Origin of the sequence: Pannonibacter sp. XCT-53 (assembly GCF_009915765.1) — a bacterium.
In the GTDB taxonomy this organism is placed as follows: Bacteria; Pseudomonadota; Alphaproteobacteria; order Rhizobiales; family Stappiaceae; genus Pannonibacter; species Pannonibacter tanglangensis.
The window spans coordinates 3,246,581-3,267,086 of the sequence record NZ_JAABLQ010000001.1; the positions used below are offsets into that span (position 1 = coordinate 3,246,581).

Annotated in this window: 19 protein-coding genes; 5 read left to right on the plus strand and 14 right to left on the minus strand. The window is 66.7% G+C overall.

The genetic code is table 11. From position 1 onward, the window contains the following. Positions 1-362 precede the first annotated feature (362 nt). From ahcY to GWI72_RS14545, 6 genes are all read right to left on the minus strand, one after another. Positions 363-1,751, minus strand: a complete 1,389-nt coding sequence (gene ahcY, locus GWI72_RS14520; protein WP_161676909.1) for an adenosylhomocysteinase — start codon at positions 1,749-1,751, stop codon at positions 363-365. Between the two features lie 401 nt (positions 1,752-2,152). After that, positions 2,153-2,428 (minus strand): HPr family phosphocarrier protein, encoded by a 276-nt coding sequence (locus tag GWI72_RS14525; RefSeq protein ID WP_161676910.1) that lies wholly within the window; start codon positions 2,426-2,428, stop codon positions 2,153-2,155. Between the two features lie 34 nt (positions 2,429-2,462). Then, on the minus strand, positions 2,463-2,867 hold the full coding sequence (locus GWI72_RS14530) for a PTS sugar transporter subunit IIA (RefSeq protein WP_161676911.1): 405 nt from the start codon (positions 2,865-2,867) through the stop codon (positions 2,463-2,465). 293 nt (positions 2,868-3,160) lie between these two features. After that, on the minus strand, positions 3,161-3,652 hold the full coding sequence (locus tag GWI72_RS14535) for a serine/threonine protein kinase (protein ID WP_161709030.1): 492 nt from the start codon (positions 3,650-3,652) through the stop codon (positions 3,161-3,163). Further along, a complete protein-coding gene (locus GWI72_RS14540; protein WP_161676913.1) occupies positions 3,649-5,490 on the minus strand; it encodes a sensor histidine kinase in 1,842 nt (613 codons plus the stop codon). Before GWI72_RS14540 ends, GWI72_RS14535 begins: the two co-directional genes overlap by 4 nt. Before the next feature lie 106 nt (positions 5,491-5,596). Then, positions 5,597-6,295 (minus strand): response regulator transcription factor, encoded by a 699-nt coding sequence (locus tag GWI72_RS14545; RefSeq protein ID WP_161677042.1) that lies wholly within the window; start codon positions 6,293-6,295, stop codon positions 5,597-5,599. A gap of 456 nt (positions 6,296-6,751) precedes the next feature. Between GWI72_RS14545 and GWI72_RS14550 the strand changes: the two genes are divergently transcribed. Continuing rightward, on the plus strand, positions 6,752-8,362 hold the full coding sequence (locus GWI72_RS14550) for a phosphoenolpyruvate carboxykinase (protein WP_161676914.1): 1,611 nt from the start codon (positions 6,752-6,754) through the stop codon (positions 8,360-8,362). A gap of 165 nt (positions 8,363-8,527) precedes the next feature. On the opposite strand, the gene GWI72_RS14555 is transcribed toward GWI72_RS14550, so the two are convergent. Then, positions 8,528-9,004: a hypothetical protein gene (locus GWI72_RS14555; RefSeq protein ID WP_161709031.1), complete on the minus strand. Its 477-nt coding sequence runs from the start codon at positions 9,002-9,004 to the stop codon at positions 8,528-8,530. After that, complete coding sequence (locus GWI72_RS14560; protein ID WP_161676916.1) at positions 9,004-9,165, minus strand: hypothetical protein; 162 nt, start codon at positions 9,163-9,165, stop codon at positions 9,004-9,006. The genes GWI72_RS14555 and GWI72_RS14560 overlap by 1 nt, the downstream gene beginning before the upstream one ends. Positions 9,166-9,427: 262 nt before the next feature. On the opposite strand from GWI72_RS14560, the gene GWI72_RS14565 reads away from it, so the two are divergent. From GWI72_RS14565 to GWI72_RS14580, 4 genes are all read left to right on the plus strand, one after another. Next, the gene (locus GWI72_RS14565; protein ID WP_161709032.1) at positions 9,428-9,787 is read left to right on the plus strand and encodes an XdhC family protein; all 360 of its coding nucleotides are present in this window, start codon (positions 9,428-9,430) and stop codon (positions 9,785-9,787) included. Next, entirely contained in the window at positions 9,777-10,478 is a 702-nt protein-coding gene (locus GWI72_RS14570; protein ID WP_161709033.1) for an XdhC family protein, read from the plus strand. The genes GWI72_RS14565 and GWI72_RS14570 overlap by 11 nt, the downstream gene beginning before the upstream one ends. Beyond that, on the plus strand, positions 10,478-12,085 hold the full coding sequence (locus tag GWI72_RS14575) for an NTP transferase domain-containing protein (RefSeq protein WP_161709034.1): 1,608 nt from the start codon (positions 10,478-10,480) through the stop codon (positions 12,083-12,085). Before GWI72_RS14570 ends, GWI72_RS14575 begins: the two co-directional genes overlap by 1 nt. Before the next feature lie 241 nt (positions 12,086-12,326). After that, positions 12,327-12,533 carry a hypothetical protein gene (locus GWI72_RS14580; RefSeq protein WP_161676920.1) on the plus strand — a complete coding sequence of 69 codons (207 nt, stop codon included), beginning with the start codon at positions 12,327-12,329 and terminating at the stop codon, positions 12,531-12,533. A gap of 229 nt (positions 12,534-12,762) precedes the next feature. On the opposite strand, the gene GWI72_RS14585 is transcribed toward GWI72_RS14580, so the two are convergent. The 6 genes from GWI72_RS14585 to GWI72_RS14610 all read right to left on the minus strand — a co-directional run bounded on the left by GWI72_RS14585 (position 12,763) and on the right by GWI72_RS14610 (position 20,323). Beyond that, positions 12,763-13,170 (minus strand): F0F1 ATP synthase subunit epsilon, encoded by a 408-nt coding sequence (locus GWI72_RS14585; protein ID WP_161709035.1) that lies wholly within the window; start codon positions 13,168-13,170, stop codon positions 12,763-12,765. A gap of 105 nt (positions 13,171-13,275) precedes the next feature. Continuing rightward, positions 13,276-14,700 carry a F0F1 ATP synthase subunit beta gene (gene atpD, locus GWI72_RS14590; protein WP_161676922.1) on the minus strand — a complete coding sequence of 475 codons (1,425 nt, stop codon included), beginning with the start codon at positions 14,698-14,700 and terminating at the stop codon, positions 13,276-13,278. Positions 14,701-14,719: 19 nt separating this feature from the next. Further along, entirely contained in the window at positions 14,720-15,598 is an 879-nt protein-coding gene (locus tag GWI72_RS14595) for a F0F1 ATP synthase subunit gamma (protein ID WP_161676923.1), read from the minus strand. Between the two features lie 35 nt (positions 15,599-15,633). Next, positions 15,634-17,163: a F0F1 ATP synthase subunit alpha gene (gene atpA / locus GWI72_RS14600; RefSeq protein WP_161676924.1), complete on the minus strand. Its 1,530-nt coding sequence runs from the start codon at positions 17,161-17,163 to the stop codon at positions 15,634-15,636. Then, entirely contained in the window at positions 17,163-17,723 is a 561-nt protein-coding gene (locus GWI72_RS14605) for a F0F1 ATP synthase subunit delta (RefSeq protein WP_348272684.1), read from the minus strand. Before GWI72_RS14605 ends, atpA begins: the two co-directional genes overlap by 1 nt. A gap of 359 nt (positions 17,724-18,082) precedes the next feature. Continuing rightward, complete coding sequence (locus tag GWI72_RS14610) at positions 18,083-20,323, minus strand: primosomal protein N' (protein ID WP_179956082.1); 2,241 nt, start codon at positions 20,321-20,323, stop codon at positions 18,083-18,085. Between the last annotated feature and the right edge of the window lie 183 nt (positions 20,324-20,506).

Below are 20,506 nucleotides of genomic sequence, written 5' to 3' on the forward strand. Positions count from 1 at the left end.
CGGATGCGGCCAGGGCATCGCCGGCACGGACCAGCACGGCCAGGACGCTGACGCCAGAAAGGGATATCGTTTTCAGAATCCGTCCCCGCCGCCCCGCGCCAAAGCGCAAGCGTGACACGCCGACTGCCGGCATTTCGTGATCCTCATTCGCCGCCAAAAAGTCCGGCCGAAGACCGGAGTCCTCAAGGGAATGCCTCATTTCCCCTGATTCGTCCTGACCATACCTCGTTCGAGAATCGCGCTAAAGAGTCTGTTGCTGAAAAGTTAACAGGCCCCGCTTTTCGGCGGGGCCTGCACATCGTCGTTTTCCGCTGGGTAAGACTGCCGACCTTTACTACATCTAGTGGTCAGCGCTGCAGAAATCAGTACTTGTAGTGTTCCGACTTGAACGGACCGGCCTTCGCAATCCCCAGGTATTGGGCCTGGTCGTCGGACAGTTCGGTTAACGTGACGCCGAGCTTCTCGAGATGCAGGCGCGCGACCTTCTCGTCGAGGTGCTTCGGCAGGACGTAGACCTCGTTCTTGTACTGGTTGCCGCGGGTGAAGAGCTCGATCTGCGCCAGCACCTGGTTGGTGAAGCTCGCGGACATGACGAAGCTCGGGTGACCGGTGGCATTGCCGAGGTTCACGAGGCGGCCCTGCGAGAGCAGGATCATGCGCTTGCCGTCCGGGAACACGACCATGTCGACCTGGTCCTTGACCGGACGCCACTGGAAGTTCTTCAGCGCCGCGACCTGGATCTCGTTGTCGAAGTGACCGATGTTGCAGACGATGGCCATGTCCTTCATCTGCCGCATGTGGTCGAGGGTGATGATGTCCTTGTTGCCGGTCGCGGTGACGAAGATGTCGGCCGAGGAGGCAACCTGCTCGAGCGTCTTCACCTCGAAGCCGTCCATCGCCGCCTGCAGGGCGCAGATCGGGTCGATTTCCGTGACGATGACGCGGGCGCCGGAGCCGGCGAGCGACTGGGCCGAGCCCTTGCCCACATCACCGTAACCGCAGACCACGGCGACCTTGCCCGACATCATGACGTCGGTGCCGCGGCGGATGCCGTCAACGAGCGACTCGCGGCAGCCATAACGGTTGTCGAACTTGGACTTGGTGACGCTGTCGTTGACGTTGATCGCCGGGAACGGCAGCTGGCCCTTCTTCTGCATTTCGTAGAGACGCAGCACGCCGGTGGTGGTCTCTTCGGTCACGCCCTGGATGAGGTCGCGCTGCTTGGTGAACCAGCCCGGGTTCTTGGCCATGCGCTTCTTGATCTGGGCAAAGAGGTATTCTTCCTCTTCCGACTTCGGGTGCTCGATCAGGTCGGTCTCGCCGGCCTCGACGCGGGCGCCGAGCAGAATGTAGAGCGTGGCGTCACCGCCGTCGTCGAGGATCATGTTGGCACCTTCGGGGAAGTCGAAGATGCGGTCGGCATAGTCCCAGTATTCCTCAAGGGTCTCGCCCTTGATGGCAAAGACCGGGATGCCGGCAGCCGCGATGGCGGCAGCGGCCTGGTCCTGGGTCGAGAAGATGTTGCAGGACGCCCAGCGGACTTCGGCGCCGAGGGCGACGAGGGTCTCGATCAGCACGGCCGTCTGGATGGTCATGTGCAGCGAACCGGCGATGCGCGCGCCCTTCAGCGGCTTTGCGGCGCCGAACTCGGCGCGGCAGGCCATCAGGCCCGGCATCTCGGTCTCGGCGATCTCGATCTCGGTGCGGCCCCAGTCGGCGAGCTTGATGTCCTTGACGATGTAATCGGTCATGAAAAGGTCCTGTGTCTGACGGGCGGTCGGCCCGGCGCGGGGCGAGGAAACGCATCTGGCCACAGGACGGGACCGGCCACGACCGGGCCGGGGCATAGGGGCCGCCCTGCAGCAACCGCGGCTCTTATACCCCGGTCCGGCCGACCCTGCAATTCAGATATAAAGCTTTCTTTATATCCCGCTCGCAAACCTGCGAACGGGGTAAAGGAAGGATGGACGGCCCCGGCGCGGCATCGCAGGCGAGAGGGCTTGTGCAGGACGGCCGGGAATGATCCGGAAAGGTTCCGGCGCCAGGCGGGAAAAGCCCTCGGCCGGCGTACCGGAATACGGGCCAGAAACGGGCCCTGAGAACAAGCCAGAGAAGGGGCCAGAGAAGGGGCCAGAAAATGCGGAGGACCGCGTCAGTCTTCCTCGCCGAACCGGTCGGCGACCAGGGCCGCGATGGCGGACATTGCCGCCTCGGCGTCATTGCCTTCGACCACCACATGGATGCAGCAGCCCGGCGCGGCGGCAAGCATCATCAGCCCCATGATCGAGTTGCCGCCGACGGTCTGCCCGTCCTTGGACACATGCACCTCGGAGGTGAAGGTTTCGACCAGCTTGACCAGCTTGGCGGAGGCACGGGCGTGGAGGCCACGCTTGTTGACGATGGCAAGGTCCTGTTCAAGTCGCATCATTTAGGAAGGCAGCGTCCCGGATAGCAGCAGCGCGTCACACCTGGCCGGAAAGCACCTGGCTGGCGACGGAAATGTATTTTTGCCCGGCTTTGCGCGCTTCGTCCACTGCTTCGGGAAGGCTGCGGTCGGCCCGCAGGCTGGCGAGCTTGATCAGCAGCGGCAGGTTGACGCCGGCGACCACCTCGATGGTCTTGCCGTCCATGACCGAAATGGCGAGATTCGACGGGGTTCCGCCGAACATGTCGGTCAGAAGGACCACGCCGGCGCCGGTGTTGACGGCCTCCACGGCGGCGAGGATGTCCTGGCGCCGCTGCTCCATGTTGTCTTCGGGCCCGATGCAGATCGTGGCGATCTGCGTCTGCGGTCCGACCACGTGTTCCAGCGCCGCCTTGAATTCCTCGGCCAGCCGGCCGTGCGTCACGAGTACGAGTCCGATCATTCTTGCCCGACCTGTCACGGTGGCCATCCCGCGCACGGATCTGGTCCGCGCCGGGGATGGCCACCCTTGCATACACCTGACGGTCCCGGAAGGCACGGGGCTCCCCCTCCTGTCCGGTCCGCCACCTGTGGAACCGCCTCCGGCAGACCCGTCCGGCCTGACATATGAGGGGCGGCTCGCGTTATTCAATCCTTTCAGCCAGCCGCGCCGCCAAACCTGACCGGCTCGCCCGCAGACTGCCGCAATGTCGGCAAGCGCGCGGCGCAAAGCAAGTCGTTTTTCGGAGGGCCAGCCTACAGCGGGCAGGCCCCCTCGCCGGCGAGACGCAACAGGGCGTGCCGGACAAGCAGAAGCTGGCGGGGCAGGTCCGCCTCCGGCACCGCCTGACAGGGCAGCTGCACCGGCCCGAAGGGCACCGCACAGGCCGCGTCGTCCGGCAGCCGCTCGATCTCGCCGATGGGCCGCAGGTCGATGACGAGATGGATCAGCGCCTGCGTCTCGCGGATGCGGCGGATGAGGCCGTGGCCGCGCAGCTCGATGCGTCCCTCCAGGCCGCGCGCCCCTTCCGCGACCAGTCCGGCCGCACCGACCGACAGATGCACGCGGTCATCGCCGACGAGCGCCGCGAAATGGCCGTTGCGTTCCGCCTCACCCAGCAGGTGAAGGGCAAGGCTCGACTTGCCCGCGCCGGACGGGCCGCGCAGCAGCAGGCCGAAGCGACCGAGGATCACGGCCGTCGCGTGGTGGCAGGGCCCGTCGGGCGAGGTCAGCCGGGTGTCGGTCACGCTGGCCGACCCGCCGGCAGCGACAGGACGAACCGGGCCCCGGTCACCCGGCGCGTGCCGGTCTGCGGATCGGGTTCGGTGCGGTTCTCGGCCGTGATGGTGCCCTTGTGCGCCTCGATGATCTGGCGCGAAATGGACAGGCCGAGACCGGAATTGTTGCCGAAATCCTCACCGTCAGGACGGTCCGTGTAGAAGCGCTCGAAGATCCGCTCGATCTTCTCGGCCCGGATGCCGGGGCCGTCGTCATCCACCGTGACGATGATGCGCGGGCCCTTGCGGCTTGCGCCGATGCGCACGGTGCCGCCCTCCGGCGAGAAGGAGCGGGCATTGTCGATGAGGTTGTTGATCACCTGGGCGAGGCGGCTGTCGTAGCCCATCATCTCGTAGGGCTTGTCCGGGGCCTTCTCGCCCGGCTTCTCGGGCTTCACGTCGGCGATGGTGAGGATGACGCGCGGTGCCGTCTCGACGGCGCGCTGGTTGCTCATGTCGGCAACGCCGCGCAACAGGTTCGCCACGTCGAGCACCTCCGCATTGCCGCGCGACAGCTCCGCATCCAGGCGGGAGGCGTCGGAAATGTCGGTGATCAGGCGGTCGAGCCGGCGCACGTCGTGCTGGATCACCTCCATCAGCCGGGCGCGCGAGGTGTCCGACTTGGCGAGCGGCAGCGTCTCGACGGCGCTGCGCAGCGAGGTCAGCGGGTTCTTCAGCTCGTGCGCCACGTCGGCGGCAAAACGCTCGATCGCGTCCATCCGGTTGTAGAGGGCGTTCGTCATGTCGCGGAAGGCCCGCGCCAGATGGCCGATCTCGTCCTGCCGGTCGGAGAAATCGGGGATCTCGTGGCGCGAGTTGGAGCCCTTGCGCACCCGTTCGGCGGCGGCGGCAAGCCGTCGCACCGGGCCGGCGATGGTCCCGGCGAGCAGCACCGACATGATGAACATCACGCCGGCAGCGACCAGGAAGACGCGCATGATGGCGATCCGCTCGGCGCTGACGATGGCGTCGATGTCACCGCCCTGGGTGGAGAGCAGCAACGTTCCGAGCACCGCGCGGAAGCGCTGGATCGGCACGGCCACGGACACTATCAGCTCGCCGCGCTGCGAGACGCGCACGACGCTGGCCGGCGATCCGTTCAGGGCGGCTTCCACTTCCGGATAGATCCGCCCGTCGCCGCCACCGGCCTCCTGATAGAGCGGCAGGTCGCCCTGCCGCATCCAGAGCTTCATCGACTGCCACATGCGGTCGAGCATGCCCACCTCCTCCCCCTCGGGCGGCGGCAGGTCGAACCGCAGGATTTGCGGGCCGGAATAGAGATGGCGGGAATCGAGGATCAGCAGGCCGTCGGGATCATAGATCCGGGCCCGCGTCTTGGTCGGCGAGATCAGGCGGCGCAGGACCGGGCCGACGCGCTCGGGATTGACCGGAAAGTCCAGCGAGGTGAGCGAATCCGGTGCCAGCGTCTCGCCGGCCTGCAGTTCGAGAAGCTTTTCCGGGTCGACACTGATGGCACCGGTGTCGACCGTGGCCGAGGCGGCGATCGCGCCGGCGATGATCTCGCCCTGGGTGAGGAGGCTCTGCACGCGGGCGTCGATGAGGCCGGCGCGGAACTGGTTGAGGTAGAGGATGCCCGACACCAGCGCGATCAGGCCGGCGAGGTTGAGGACCACGATGCGCTTCGTCAGCGAGGAGAAGACGTAGGTGCCCAGGAAGGCCCCCGCCCGCGCCCTCAGCCGCCGGCGCAGCCGGACACTGCCGAGCCGGCGCAGCGGCGTGGAGCTGCGCTCGCCGGAGCTCTCCGGCGCTGCACCGTCACGGTCGTCGGTCTCAGCCTCTGTCGTCATCGCCACCCGTCGCTGCGGTCACATGGGGACCGCCGGCCGCCAGCCTGCCTGTCCGGACCGGCCCCGGGGTCCTGCCGGGGTGGTGCGGAGCGGTGCGGCCGGTTCCTCACACTTCGCGGAAGCGGTAGCCGACGCCATAGAGCGTCTCGATCATGTCGAAGTCGTCGTCCACCATCTTGAACTTCTTGCGCAGACGCTTGATGTGGCTGTCGATGGTGCGGTCGTCAACATAGACCTGATCGTCATAGGCCGCGTCCATCAGCGCGTTGCGGCTCTTGACGACCCCCGGACGCTGGGCCAGCGCCGACAGGATCAGGAACTCCGTGACGGTCAGGGTCACCGGCTTGCCGTTCCAGGTGCAGGTATGGCGCTCCTGGTCCATGACAAGGAGGCCGCGCTCCAGCAGCTTGTCCGCATCCTCGCGCGGCGCGGAGGCATCCCGCGGCGAGACGCGGCGCAGCACGGCGCGCACGCGCTCGACCAGCAGGCGCTGGGAGAACGGCTTCCGGATGAAATCGTCCGCGCCCATCTTGAGGCCGAACAGCTCGTCGATCTCGTCGTCCTTCGACGTCAGGAAGATCACCGGCATGTCGGAGGTCTGGCGCAGGCGGCGCAGGAGCTCCATGCCGTCCATGCGGGGCATCTTGATGTCGAAGATGGCCAGCGTGGGCGGATCGGTCAGCAGGCCGTCCAGCGCCGAGGCGCCGTCCGTATAGGTCTGGACGCGGTAGCCCTCGGACTCCAGTGCAATGGACACCGAAGTGAGAATGTTTCGGTCATCGTCGACCAAGGCAATCGTCGGCATGATGCGGGTCTTCGTCCTCTGGTCAGTCAAGGTCACATCTCACTTTCAGCGTTTGGCCCCGCAATTGCGCATAAAATAAGGCAATGCTTCGCCGGTACCAACCGGTAAAGCGTCAAATACAGAGGAACATGCGCGACATCTTCGTTATTCGGCAAAGCTGTGATGCGGGTCACTCGGCGCGCTGCAGCGCTCCTGTGCACCCCCAGTCAATCGATTAAGAAAAGACAAAACAGACTTCGCCACAGTTCTGCTTAAATTTGACCACTGAAATAAATCATGTTTGCAAGTCTTCGACTTTTAATCGATTTAGGATGACGCCTCGCTGAAAGGATCACTTGTTGCGCAATTTCCAATCAACTAGGTTCCGACTGCCGCGGGACTTGGGAGATGGCGCAAAGGCAAAGGCCGCTCCCCTCGCCGCTTCAGTTCACGTTCTTCGACAGGGATTGCGCGACCATGACAGAGACGGGCGTCAGAAATCCGGCCTTTGGCCTTGAAACCATCGGGCTGACGGGTGTGTCCGCAATCTACTGGAACCAGAACGAGCCCGCGCTCTACGAGCAGGCGCTGGCCCGCGGCGAGGCCTGCGTGGCCGCCGGCGGCCCGCTCGTGGCCGACACCGGGCAGCACACCGGCCGCTCGCCGAAGGACAAGTTCGTCGTCGCCGACGCCAACACCGAATCTCAGGTCTGGTGGGACAACAATGCCCGCATGAGCCGCGCGCATTTCGATGTCCTCCTCGCCGATTTCCTTGAGCACGCCAAGGGCAAGGATCTGTTCGCGCAGGATCTTTATGGCGGTGCCGACCCGGCCTACCGTCTGCCTGTCCGCGTCTACACCCAGTATGCCTGGCACTCGCTGTTCATCCGCAACCTGCTGATCCGTCCGCAGGCCGGCGAGCTGGCGACCTTCCAGCCGAAGATGACCATCATCGACCTGCCCAGCTTCCGTGCCGATCCGGCCCGGCATGGCTGCCGCAGCGAGACGGTGATTGCCTGTGACCTCACCCGCATGATCGTGCTGATCGGCGGCACGTCCTACGCCGGCGAGATGAAGAAGTCGGTCTTCACCTTCCTCAACTACCTGCTTCCGCCGCAGGGCGTCATGCCGATGCACTGCTCGGCCAATGTCGGGCGCGACGGCGACACCGCGATCTTCTTCGGCCTGTCGGGCACCGGAAAGACCACGCTGTCGGCCGATCCGGAGCGCACGCTGATCGGCGACGACGAGCACGGCTGGGGCAAGGGCGGCGTCTTCAACTTTGAAGGCGGCTGCTACGCCAAGACCATCAAGCTGTCGAAGGACGCGGAGCCGGAAATCTATTCCACGACGCAGCGCTTCGGCACCGTCCTGGAGAATGTCGTTCTCGACGAGAACCGCATTCCGGACTTCGACGACGGCCGCAAGACGGAGAACACCCGGGCGGCCTATCCGATCCACTTCATCTCCAACGCCTCGGACACCGGCATCGCGCCGCAGCCGAAGACGATCATCATGCTGACCGCCGATGCCTTCGGTGTCATGCCCCCGATCGCCCGGTTGACCCCGGCCCAGGCCATGTACCATTTCCTGTCCGGCTACACCGCGAAGGTCGCCGGCACGGAAAAGGGCGTGACCGAGCCGCAGGCCACCTTCTCCACCTGCTTTGGTGCCCCATTCATCCCGCGCCATCCGACCGAATACGGAAACCTGCTCCGCGACCTGATCGCCGAGCACAAGGTCGACTGCTGGCTGGTGAACACCGGCTGGACCGGCGGGGCCTATGGCACCGGCAGCCGCATGCCGATCAAGGCAACCCGCACGCTGCTGCGCGCCGCCCTCGACGGCTCGCTCAAGGATGCAACCTTCCGCACCGACGCCAACTTCGGCTTTGCCGTGCCGGAAGCGGTGCCGGGCGTCGACAGCGCCATCCTGAACCCGCGCGAGACCTGGGCCGATGCTGCGGCTTATGACGCGCAGGCCAAGCGGCTGGTGCAGATGTTCATCGACAACTTCGCCAAGTTCGAGGAAGCCGTTGACGGTGCGGTGCGCGATGCCGCCCCGGTGGTGCGCGAAGCGGCCGAGTAACGCCGATCCCGTTTGGGCCGCCTGTCCGCCGGCAGGAGGCCCTCCCGCAGCGCCCCGGGGCAACCCGGGGCGCTGTTTTCATGTCGGGTGGTCACGTGGAGCGCCCCCCTCGCGGATTGGACGGGGAGCCCGGATAGATCGACGCGCTGACGAAAGCCGCATCGCCTAGAAGGGATCGTAACGGTCCTTCTCGGGGACGCAGGTACAAGGCTCATACCCGGCGTCGAAGGCTTCTTCCGGTGTGGCGAACGAGATCATCTCCTCCGCCGCCGGCCTGACCAGGCCCTTCAGCAGCAGCTTCAGCGTCGGGCACTCCGGATCGGTGTGGTAGCGCTGCAGCCCCCGGATCCCGAAGAACCGCTTGTCCTGACGGCTCCTGTAGTAGCGGTCCCAGTAGCTGTAGTCGTAGTGCCCCGAATCGAGGCGCCCGTCGCTTGCCATCGCCGACAGACGGCGCTCGCAGTGCGGGCAGAGCCTCAGTCCGGCCTTGTCCTCGGCATCCTCCATGGACTTGAGGGAGACGAGGTTGTCGGGCCTGCCGGCTGCGGCCAGGAACACGCAGTCCTTGAGATGATAGAAGGCGGCAGCCGGCCCGCTCCTGACCGCCCGGAACTCAAGACGTCGCTTGCGTGCCTCGGCCATCATTCTGGCGCCGGGTCATAGGAGCCTTCGTGTCCGAAGGCCTTCTTGTTGGCCTTCTTCTGCGCCGCGATGTCCTTCGCACTGGCCTCGTTTTCGGTCATTTGCGAAATGATCTTGTCGGCCTGCTTCTTCCGACGTTCGTCCATGTCGTCTTCAGCCATGATCAGCTCCCGTGCCCCTGAGGCAGCAGACTTGTCCATTGCGGAAGTATTGGTAGCGCGCCGCACGCAACTTGACGTTGACGTGGATCAAGCGACAGCACCGTCATCGCCGGTGAGCTTGCTTCGCGCCAGAGACTGCGACGTTTGCGACAGTTCGGGCGGGCGCGCACCTCGCCCACTTTCAGCCCCTTGCGAGTGGCTGTATCGTGACCAGGACAGCAGGTGCTTGTGTTTTCAGCCCCGTCGGAGAGGTATGGGCGACATGGAGATCAGGGACAGCAGGGACGTTTCCTCCGCGCATCATCTTGACGTCCTGGCGCTTGCCGAGCGTTGGGTCCGGTCGGGGCGCAGGGTCGCGGTGGCCACGGTCGTCGAGACCTGGGGCTCGGCTCCGCGTCCGGTCGGGTCGCATCTGGTGATCGATTCGGACGGCAACTTCGAGGGCTCCGTGTCGGGCGGCTGCGTCGAGGGTGCGGTCGTCAGCGAAGCGGCCGATGTGATTGCAAGCGGCAAGCCGCAGATGCTCGAGTTCGGCGTGGCCGACGAGACCGCCTGGCGCGTCGGCCTGTCCTGCGGCGGGCGCATCCGCGTCTATGTGGAGCCCGTGACCGATGCGGCTTGATCTCTTGTCCGCCCTCAACGCCGCCCGCGACCGGCGCGAGGCGGCGATCCTGGTCACCCGGCTCGGCGATGGCAGCCAGCGCCTCGTGCAGCGCGCCGGGCTTTCGGCCGGGGATCCGCTCTTCGAGGAGCTGGAGCGCCGCTTCCGGTCGGGGAGTTCCGGGCAGGTGACTGATCCTTCGGGTGAGGCCCATTTCCTCACGGTGTCGGTTCCCGCGCCGCGGCTCGTGGTCATCGGTGCGGTGCATATCTCCCAGGCGCTGCTGCCCATGGCCGAGATTGCCGGGTTCGACGTGACCATCATCGACCCGCGCACCGCCTTTGCCAGCGAGGACCGGTTTCCGGCACGCGTGCTGCGCGCCGACTGGCCTGAGGATGTGTTGCAGGCCGCGCCACTCGACCCCTACACGGCGGTGGCTGCGGTGACGCATGACCCGAAGATCGACGATTTTCCGCTGATGGCGGCCCTGAACGCCGGGTGCTTCTATGTCGGGGCCCTCGGCAGCCGCAAGACCCATGCCCGCCGTGTCGAACGCTTCCAGGCCGCAGGCTTGAGCGAGGACCAGATCGGCCGGATCCGTGCGCCGATCGGTCTGGCGATCGGGGCGGCGTCTCCGGCCGAAATCGCGGTCGCGGTGCTGGGAGAAGTGATCGGCGCCCTCCGGCTGGCCGTTGCCAGGGACAGGACCTGATGCGATTCGGCCCGGTAGCCCTCGAGGAAGCCGAAGGTGCCGTGCTGGCGCACAGCCTTCAGACCGCCACCGGCGTGCTGCGCAAGGGCCACGTGCTGGGCGCCGCCGATCTCGCCCGGCTTGCCGGCGAGGGTGTGACCACCCTCGTCGTGGCCCGGCTTGCCCCCGATGATGTTGCCGAGGACGACGCAGCCCTCGCGCTGGCAAGCGCCGTGGCCGGCTACGGCATCTCCCGCGATCAGCCCTTTACCGGACGGGTCAATCTCTATGCCACCGGCAACGGCGTGCTGCTGTGCGACCGGGAGGCCATAAATCGATTTAATCGCGTCGATCCGGCCATCACGCTTGCCACCCTGCCGGCCTGTCAGGCCGTGGAAACCGGGCGCATGGTTGCCACGGTGAAGATCATCCCGCTTGCGGTGCCCGGCCGGCATGTGGCTGCGGCCGCGGATGTGGCGCGCGGCTGCGTGCGGCTTGCGCCGTACCGGGCGCGGCCGGTCGGACTCGTCGCCACGCGGCTGCCGCATCTCAAGCCTGCGACCATGGACAAGACCCGCCGCGTGCTGGCGGACCGGCTGGCGCCGATGGGCGGCGCGCTCCTGCCCGAGATCCGCACCGCGCATACGGCAGATGCGGTCGCTGAGGGCCTGCGGCAGCAGCTGGCGGCCGGGGCCGGGCTGGTCGTGCTGTTCGGCGCCTCCGCCGTTGTCGACGTGGAGGATGTCCTGCCGGCGGCAATTCGGCTGGCCGGTGGCGAATTGCATCATTTCGGCATGCCGGTCGATCCGGGCAACCTGCTGCTCCTCGGGGAGGTCGGGGGTGTCCCGGTGCTTGGTGCGCCGGGCTGCGCCCGCAGTCCGAAGGAGAACGGCTTCGACTGGATCCTGCAACGGCTGATGGCCGATATCCCGGTGACCGCGGAGGACATCACCGGGCTTGGCGTTGGAGGCTTGCTCATGGAAATCACCAGCCGGCCGCAGTTGCGTGCCCAGCCGGCCGGGACGGCGGGCCGACACGGCGCCATCGTCCTTGCCGCCGGTCGCTCCAGCCGGATGGAGGGGGGCAACAAGCTTCTCGCCCGGCTGAACGGCAAGACCCTCGTCGCCCATGCCCTGGATGCGGCCTGCGACAGTGCGGCCGGTCCCGTTGTGCTTGTCACGGGGCATATGGCCGAGCGTGTCGCGGCCGAAGCGGCGGGGCGCGACGTTGTGGTGCAGCACAATCCCGATTTCGCCACGGGGATGGCAAGCTCGATCCGGGCCGGGCTGGCGGCGTTGCCTGCCGGTCTCGACGGTGTGGTCATCCTGCTCGGGGACATGCCGGGCGTCGATGCGGCGATGGTCGACCGGCTGATCCGCGCCCACGACCGGTCGCGGCGTCATCTCATCGTCGTGGCGACCGCCGAGGGCAAGCGCGGCAATCCGGTCCTGTTCGACAGCGCCTTCCTCGAGGCCCTGAAGGGGCTGGAGGGCGACGTCGGCGCGCGTCATCTCATTGCCCGGGAAGGGGAAACGGTCGTCGAGGTGGAACTGGGCGCGGCCGCCCGCCTCGACCTCGACACCCGGGACGCCCTAACGGCAGCCGGCGGTGAAATGAATGGCGATTAACCTTCGGTAAAGCCATGTGAAATGCGCGCAGCTCTTATGCCGTCAAAGGAGTTGCACTGCAGCATGCGTAGGATTATGTATGCCCCACTCGCGCTGCCGCGCGGCATGTCGGACCCTGGTCCGGCTCGGGGTCCGGCAGCCAGGATTTCACAGACAGGCGTGCAGGCAGGGCCGTCCGGGTGAACCCGGGCAACGGCCTCGCGTTTCGCGCGCCGTCTTCCGGAACGAAAGAAGGAAAACCATGGATCTGAGCCTGCCCCGTCCGGGCCGTTGCAAGTGGGCCGAAGGCGACACCGGCAACTACACCTTCCCGTGCAACCAGCGCGTCGATGCCGGCGTGTCCTACTGCACCGACCACCGTGCGCTCGTCTACATGCCGCCGGAAGAGCGTCGCCGCTCCAAGGCTGCCAATTCCGGAGCCATGAGCTTCAAGCGCATCGCCGCCTGAGCCTGTCTCCGACGGTCGGGGCAAAGGGCGTTTCGCAAGAGCCCGCCCCGGCAGTGCACGGTCCCCATCGCGTGCCCGAAGCCCGGCCTGGTGCCGGGCTTTTTGCGTTTCCAGTGCCCGCTCCCCGCCGAGGTGCACCGCAGTGGCCGGGCCCAAGACAAAAAAAGGGCAGGCGCCGTGAGGCCCTGCCCTTGTTTCTGCCCGAAGGCTGAACGGTCTGGCGTGCGGATCAGGCGGCCTTGAGGGCGGCCTGGATCTCGCGGAGCTGGCTCAGCAGCGTCTCGGCCTTGTGACGGCTGTCGTCATCACGGGCGTCGGCCACGTCTTCCTCGGCGTCCTTGATCTGCTGCGCCAGCACGTCGGCCTTGAGCGCGGAGACCGGGATCGCCTGTTCGGCGAGAACCGTCAGGCCGGAGGCATTGACGTCGGCGAAGCCGCCGCGGACGAAGAACTCGAGAAGCTGGCCGCCATCCTTGCGAACCTTCAGCAGGCCCGGACGGATGGTGGACATGAACGGGCTGTGATCCTTGAGCACGCCGAACTCGCCTTCGCTGCCGGGCACGATGACCTCAAGGACCTTTTCCGAGAGGAGAAGGCGCTCGGGCGAGACAAGCTCGAACTGGAATGGCTGTGCCATCTGGCAAGTCCTTTACTGGTCGACTGGCTGACAATCGGATCGTCAGGCATGCGCGCCGGCGGCGCGCAGCGGATGGGCCGCCGGGCGTGCCGGCGGCCGTCCTGATCAGGCTGCCTCGGCGGCCAGACGCTGGGCCTTCTCGATCGCTTCCTGGATGCTGCCAACCATGTAGAAGGCAGCTTCCGGCAGGTGATCGTAGTCGCCGTTGACGAGACCCTTGAAGCCCTTGATCGTGTCTTCGAGGGCGACGAGCTTGCCCGGCGAACCGGTGAAGACTTCGGCCACGAAGAACGGCTGGGACAGGAAGCGCTCGATCTTGCGGGCGCGGGCCACGGTGAGCTTGTCCTCTTCGGACAGCTCGTCCATGCCCAGGATCGCGATGATGTCCTGCAGGGCCTTGTAGCGCTGCAGGGTCTGCTGAACCTTGCGGGCCACGTTGTAGTGCTCTTCACCGATGATGCGCGGGTCGAGCATGCGCGAGGTGGAGTCCAGCGGATCCACGGCCGGGTAGATGCCCTTCTCGGCGATGGCGCGGTTCAACACCGTCGTCGCGTCGAGGTGGGCGAAGGTCGAAGCCGGCGCCGGGTCGGTCAGGTCGTCGGCGGGCACGTACACGGCCTGCACCGAGGTGATCGACCCCTTGGTGGTGGTGGTGATGCGTTCCTGCATCGCGCCCATGTCGGTCGCCAGCGTCGGCTGGTAACCCACGGCCGACGGGATGCGGCCGAGCAGAGCGGACACTTCCGAACCGGCCTGGGTGAAGCGGAAGATGTTGTCCACGAAGAACAGCACGTCCTGGCCCTGGTCACGGAAATGCTCGGCGACGGTCAGACCGGTCAGAGCAACACGGGCGCGGGCCCCGGGGGGCTCGTTCATCTGGCCGTAAACAAGCGCGGCCTTGGACCCTTCGCCGCCGCCCTTCTTGTTCACGCCGGACTCGATCATTTCCCAGTAAAGGTCGTTGCCTTCACGGGTCCGCTCGCCCACGCCGGCGAACACGGAGTAACCGCCGTGCGCCTTCGCGACGTTGTTGATCAGTTCCATGATGAGAACGGTCTTGCCCACGCCGGCGCCGCCGAACAGGCCGATCTTGCCGCCCTTGGCGTAGGGAGCCAGAAGGTCCACGACCTTGATGCCGGTGACCAGGATCTGCGCTTCGGTCGACTGCTCGACGAAGGCCGGAGCTTCCTGGTGAATGCCGCGCTTGGTGTCGTGCACGATCGGGCCGGCTTCGTCCACCGGCTCGCCGATCACGTTCATGATGCGGCCGAGGGTGCCATCACCCACCGGCACGGCGATCGGAGCACCGGTGTCGGTCACCTTCTGGCCGCGGACCAGACCTTCGGTCGAGTCCATGGCGATGGTGCGCACGGTGTTCTCACCAAGGTGCTGGGCCACTTCCAGCACGAGGCGGTTGCCCTGGTTGTCAGTTTCCAGGCTGTTCAGAATCTGCGGCAGGTGGTCGTCGAACTTGACGTCGACCACGGCGCCGATGACCTGGGTAATCTGTCCGACGTTCTTGTCAGCCATCCCTAAATCCTCGATCCGGTCAGAGCGCCTCGGCGCCCGAGATGATTTCAATCAGTTCCTTGGTGATCTGGGCCTGACGCTGGCGGTTGTACCGCAGGGTCAGCTTCTTGATCATGTCGCCGGCGTTGCGGGTCGCGTTGTCCATGGCGGACATGCGGGCACCCTGCTCGGACGCGGCGTTCTCAAGGAGCGCGCGGAAGATCTGCACCGAGATGTTGCGGGGCAGGAGATCGGCGAGGATCTCCGCTTCATCCGGCTCATACTCATAGAGCTGCGCGGCATCGTCAGAGGCCTTGCGCTCCGGCAGCTTGGCCGGAATGAGCTGCTGAGCCGTCGGAACCTGGCTGATCACCGACCGGAATTCCGCGAAGAACAGCGTGCAGACGTCGAACTCGTCCTTGTCGTACATCGACAGGACAAGATCGGCGACTTCCGCGGCATTCGCGTACCCGATCTGCTTCACGCCCCGCATCTCGATGGTGCGGAACACCAGCTTGCCGAACTCGCGCTTGATCGCGTCGAAGCCCTTCTTGCCCACGCAGAGGATCTTGACTTCCTTGCCCTGGGCAATGAGCGAGCGGGCGCGTTCCCGCGCCAGCTTCGCGATCGAGGAGTTGAAGCCACCGCAAAGCCCGCGCTCGGCCGTTGCGACGACCAGGAGATGAACCTGGTCGCGCCCGGTGCCGGACATCAGCTTCGGCGCATCATCGCGGCCTTCAAAGGCAGCGGCGATGTTGGCCAGCACCTGCTCCATGCGTTCCGCATAGGGCCGGGCAGCCTCCGCAGCGTCCTGGGCACGACGCAGCTTCGCCGCGGCCACCATCTTCATGGCCTTGGTGATCTTCTGCGTCGCCTTAACCGAGGCGATGCGGTTTCGTAGGTCCTTCAGGCTCGGCATGGCCGCCCCTGCTCCTTCTCAGACTGCGTTCTGGGTTACGAGAAGCTCTTGGCGAAAGCATCCACCGCCGCGCGCAGGCGCGTGGTCAGCTCGTCGTCGAGGGCCTTCTTCTGCCAGATCGCGTCGAGGAGATCCTTGTGCTCGCCACGCAGGGAGAGCAGCAGGCCAGCCTCGAAGGCGCGGACGCGGTCGACCGGGATCTTGTCCAGGTAGCCGTTCACGCCGGCGAAGATCACCGCAACCTGCTCCTGGGTCTTCAGGGGCGAGAACTGCGGCTGCTTCAGCAGCTCGACCAGACGGGCACCACGGTTCAGCAGGCGCTGGGTGGTGGCGTCGAGGTCGGAGCCGAACTGGGCAAAGGCCGCCATTTCGCGGTACTGCGCCAGCTCGCCCTTGATCGGGCCTGCAACCTGCTTCATCGCCTTGATCTGGGCAGCCGAGCCCACGCGGGACACGGACAGACCCACGTTCACCGCCGGGCGAACGCCCTGGTAGAACAGGTCGGTTTCCAGGAAGATCTGACCGTCGGTGATCGAGATCACGTTGGTCGGAATGTAGGCCGACACGTCGTTCGCCTGGGTCTCGATGACCGGCAGCGCGGTGAGCGAACCGAGGCCGTTGTCCTCGTTCAGCTTGGCCGCACGCTCCAGCAGACGGGAGTGCAGGTAGAACACGTCGCCCGGGAAGGCTTCACGTCCGGGCGGACGACGCAGCAGCAGCGACATCTGGCGGTAGGCAACGGCCTGCTTGGACAGGTCGTCGTAGCCGATCACGGCATGCATGCCGTTGTCGCGGAAGAACTCGCCCATGGCGCAGCCGGCGAACGGAGCCAGGAACTGCAGCGGGGCAGCGTCCGAGGCGGTTGCAGCCACGACGATCGAGTAGGCCAGCGCACCGCTGTCTTCCAGGGTCTTCACGAACTGGGCGACGGTGGAGCGCTTCTGGCCGACTGCGACGTAGATGCAGTACAGCTTGTTGCTCTCGTCCGTACCTTCGTGCAGCGGCTTCTGGTTCAGGAAGGTGTCGAGGATGATCGCGGTCTTGCCGGTCTGGCGGTCACCGATCACCAGTTCGCGCTGGCCACGGCCGACCGGGATCAGGGCGTCGATCGCCTTCAGACCCGTCGACATCGGCTCGTGCACGGACTTGCGCGGCAGAATGCCCGGCGCCTTCACGTCCACGCGACGCTTCTCGGTGAACTCGATCGGGCCCTTGCCGTCGAGCGGGTTGCCCAGCGGGTCGACGACGCGGCCGAGCAGGCCCTTGCCGACCGGGACTTCCACGATGGCGCCCGTACGCTTGACGGTGTCGCCTTCCTTGATGTCGCGGTCCGAACCGAAGATCACGACGCCGACGTTGTCGGTTTCAAGGTTGAGCGCCATGCCACGCACGCCGCCCGGGAACTCGACCATCTCACCGGCCTGGACATTGTCCAGACCGTAGACGCGCGCGATGCCGTCACCGACGGACAGCACCTGACCAACCTCAGTCACCGCGGCCTCCTGGCCGAAGCTCTTGATCTGGTCCTTGAGGATAGCGGAAATTTCCGCGGCCCGAATATCCATCAGCCGACCTCTTTCATTGCGAACTTAAGAGAATTGAGCTTGGTGCGCAGCGACGTATCGACCATTCGGCTGCCCACCTTGACGATGAGGCCACCGATGAGGGCGGGGTCGACGCGCGCAGCGATGTTGATCTTCTTGCCCGTGGATGCTGCGAGAGCCTCCTTGAGCGCCGCGACATTGGCGTCCGACAGCGGAGCTGCGGACACCACCTCGGCCGTTGCCTCGCCACGCTTTTCAGCGAGCAGGGCGCGGAAGGCCTTGATCATGTCGGGAAGAACGAAGAGGCGCCGGTTCTTGGCGGCCAGCTTCACGAAATTGGCAGCGAGACCCGCGATCCCTGCCTTGGCCAGCAGGGCATCAAGTGCCGCAAGCTGCTCATCAGCGGTGAACACCGGGCTGCGTACAAGGCGGACGAGATCCGCGCTTTCAGCCAGCATGGCGTCGAAAGCGGCGAGGTCACGTTCGACCTGCTGGGTCGCGCCACCGTCTTCTGCTAGTTCGAGCAGGGCAGCCGCATACCGCTTCGCCACGCCGGAAACGAGAGTTGTGTTGTCAGTCACCTGATCCGAGCTCTCTGACATATAATCCCAGGACGCCGCACCGGAAAGCCCGACGCAATGTCTTGAAATTTATTGGGTTTTCAGGGTCATATGGATTGACGGCGGAACCGCGCCCCCAGAAGCCGCGCCTCGAATAACACAGGCCGGTGTGGTGTGCAACTTCGCAAGGCCGGCCAAATGCCGCAATTGCGAAGGATTCTTGCCTTCTGGCCAGGGCTTGCGGCAGGGCGGAGGGAATTGCCGTCACACTTGCTGTCACAATCGCGGCCAGTCGCGCCGTCGCACGGGTCGTCAGGGGGGCCTCCCGGCGGCACCCACAGGGGCTTCGCGCCCGCCGGACCGGGGCGCGCGGACCCTCCCTAGAGGAACTGTTGCGGGTCGATGTCGATCTGCAGCTTCAGTCCGCCCCGGGCAGGCGGCGCCAGCGTCATCCAGTGCCGCAGGTAGCCCTGCAGGTCGACCTGTCGCGGGGCCATGGCCAGCAGGCGATAGCGGTGACGGCCGCGCACCATCGCGAGTGCGGCCTCCGCCGGGCCCAGGATGGTCACCGCGCGGTCCGCCGGTGCGACGCGCGAGACCGCCCGGGCATAGGCTTCCGTCGCCGCCTTCTCCGGACCGGAGATGACGAGGGCCGCCAGCCGGCCGAAAGGCGGCAGGCCTGCCGCCCGCCGCGCCTCGATCTCGGCCCGGTAGAAGGCCTCCCGGTCGGAGGACAGCAACGCCTTCAGCACCGGATGGTCCGGCGAGTAGCTCTGCAGCAGCCCGCGGCCGCCGCCGGTGATGCGCCCGGCGCGGCCGGTGACCTGTGCCAGCAGCTGGAAGGTCCGTTCGGCGGCGCGCGGGTCGCCATGGGCCAGTCCAAGGTCGGCGTCGATGACGCCGACGAGCTTCATCAGCGGGAAATTGTGGCCTTTGGCCACCAGCTGCGTGCCAATGACGATGTCGGCGCCCCCCTCCTCCACGAGCTTCATCTCGCGGCGGAGCCGGTCGGGGCCGCCCAGCAGGTCCGAGGAGAGCACCAGCACGCGGGCGTCCGGGAACAGGCCCTCCACCTCCTCGGCCACCCGCTCGACGCCGGGACCGCAAGCGACCAGTGCATCCTGGGTGCCGCAGGCCGGACAGGCCCGGGGGATTGCTTCCGTGTGGCCGCAATGGTGGCAAACCAGCTTGCCCTTCATCCGGTGCTCGACGAGCCAGGCGCTGCACTGGCTGCACTGGAACCGGTGGCCACAGGAGCGGCACAGGGTGAGCGGAGCGTAGCCGCGCCGGTTCAGGAACAGCAGCGACTGCCCCTTCTGGGCGAAGGTCTCGCGGATCGCGCTGACGAGCCCGGGGGCGATCCAGCGGCCGCGTTCGGGGCCCTCGGTGCGCATGTCGATGACGGCGAGGTCCGGCAGACTGGCCCCGCTGGCGCGCTCGGGCAGCACATGGCGCTGGTAGCGGCCGAGATCGGCGTTGACCCGGCTTTCGACCGAAGGGGTCGCGGAGGCCAGCACCACCGGAATGCGGGCGAGGTGGCCGCGCACCACGGCCATGTCGCGGGCGTTGTACGAGACGCGGTCATCCTGCTTGAAGGCCGTGTCGTGCTCCTCGTCGACGACGATCAGGCCGAGCCGCGAGAAGGGCAGGAACAGGGCCGAGCGGGCGCCGACGACCACCTGGACTTCGCCGCTTGCGACACCACGCCACACCCGGGCGCGCTTCTTCGGCGTGATCTCCGAGTGCCACTCGGCCGGCGGCACGCCGAAGCGCGTCTCGAAACGGCGCAGGAACTGCTCCGTCAGCCCGATCTCGGGGACGAGGATCACCGCCTGCCGGCCTCGCCGCAGCGCTTCGGCGACCGCCTCGAAATAGACCTCGGTCTTGCCCGAGCCGGTGACGCCGTCGATCAGGGCCACCACGCCCCCGCGGTCGAAATTGGCCACCAGCGCCTCGGCGACGCCGGCCTGTGTGGGGGTCAGCTGCGGCGGGTTGAAGGCAGGGTCCGGCGGCAGCGGCAAGGGTGTCGCCGTCATGAACACGGGCTCGAACACGCCCTGCTCGGCCAGGCCGTCGATGACCGAGGTGCTGACGCCGGCCGTGGCGGCGAGACCGCTGCGGGTCCAGGCCAGCCCGTCGGCGGCGGTGGCAAGCACCCGGGCGCGGGCCGGGGTCATGCGGTCGGGGCTGCGGTCGAGCACCCGTTGCAGGCCGGGCACGGGCGGCTCGGGCTCCAGCGCATCCTCCGAACGCAGCACCATCCGCAGCACCATGCCGGGCGCGGCCAGCGTCCAGCCCGCGACCCAGTCGATGAAGCGGCGCAGCTCGTCGTTCAGCGGCGGCGCATCGTGGACGTGGAGGATCTCCTTGAGCTTGCGCGGGTTGATGGCCGCGTCCGGCTGCGTGTCCCAGACCGCGCCCGTGACCTCGCGGGTGCCCAGCGGCACGCGCACGATGCTGCCCGGCACCACATGCGCGCCTGCCGGAACCCGGTAGGTGTAGGGCTCGGGCACGGCCACGGGCACCAGCACGCTGGCAATCGTCTCGCGGGCTTCGGGCAGGTCGTCGAACAGCACGCTTCCGTCGTCTCCTCGGTCGGGCGCGACCGTCAGGGGCGCCATCCGGGTCCGCTGATCGCATCGCCCGCGCTCGCGCGCAAGGCCGCTGACCGCCCGACCGCCCGCCGGCCTCCCGGATGAGGTACGCTCCGCAAATTTGCTATGGCCTGCGAATCGGGGGTGTTGCGGCTCCCGATCCTACGCTAAACAGGCGGGGACCGGAGCGCGGGGCGGGACATTTCCCCG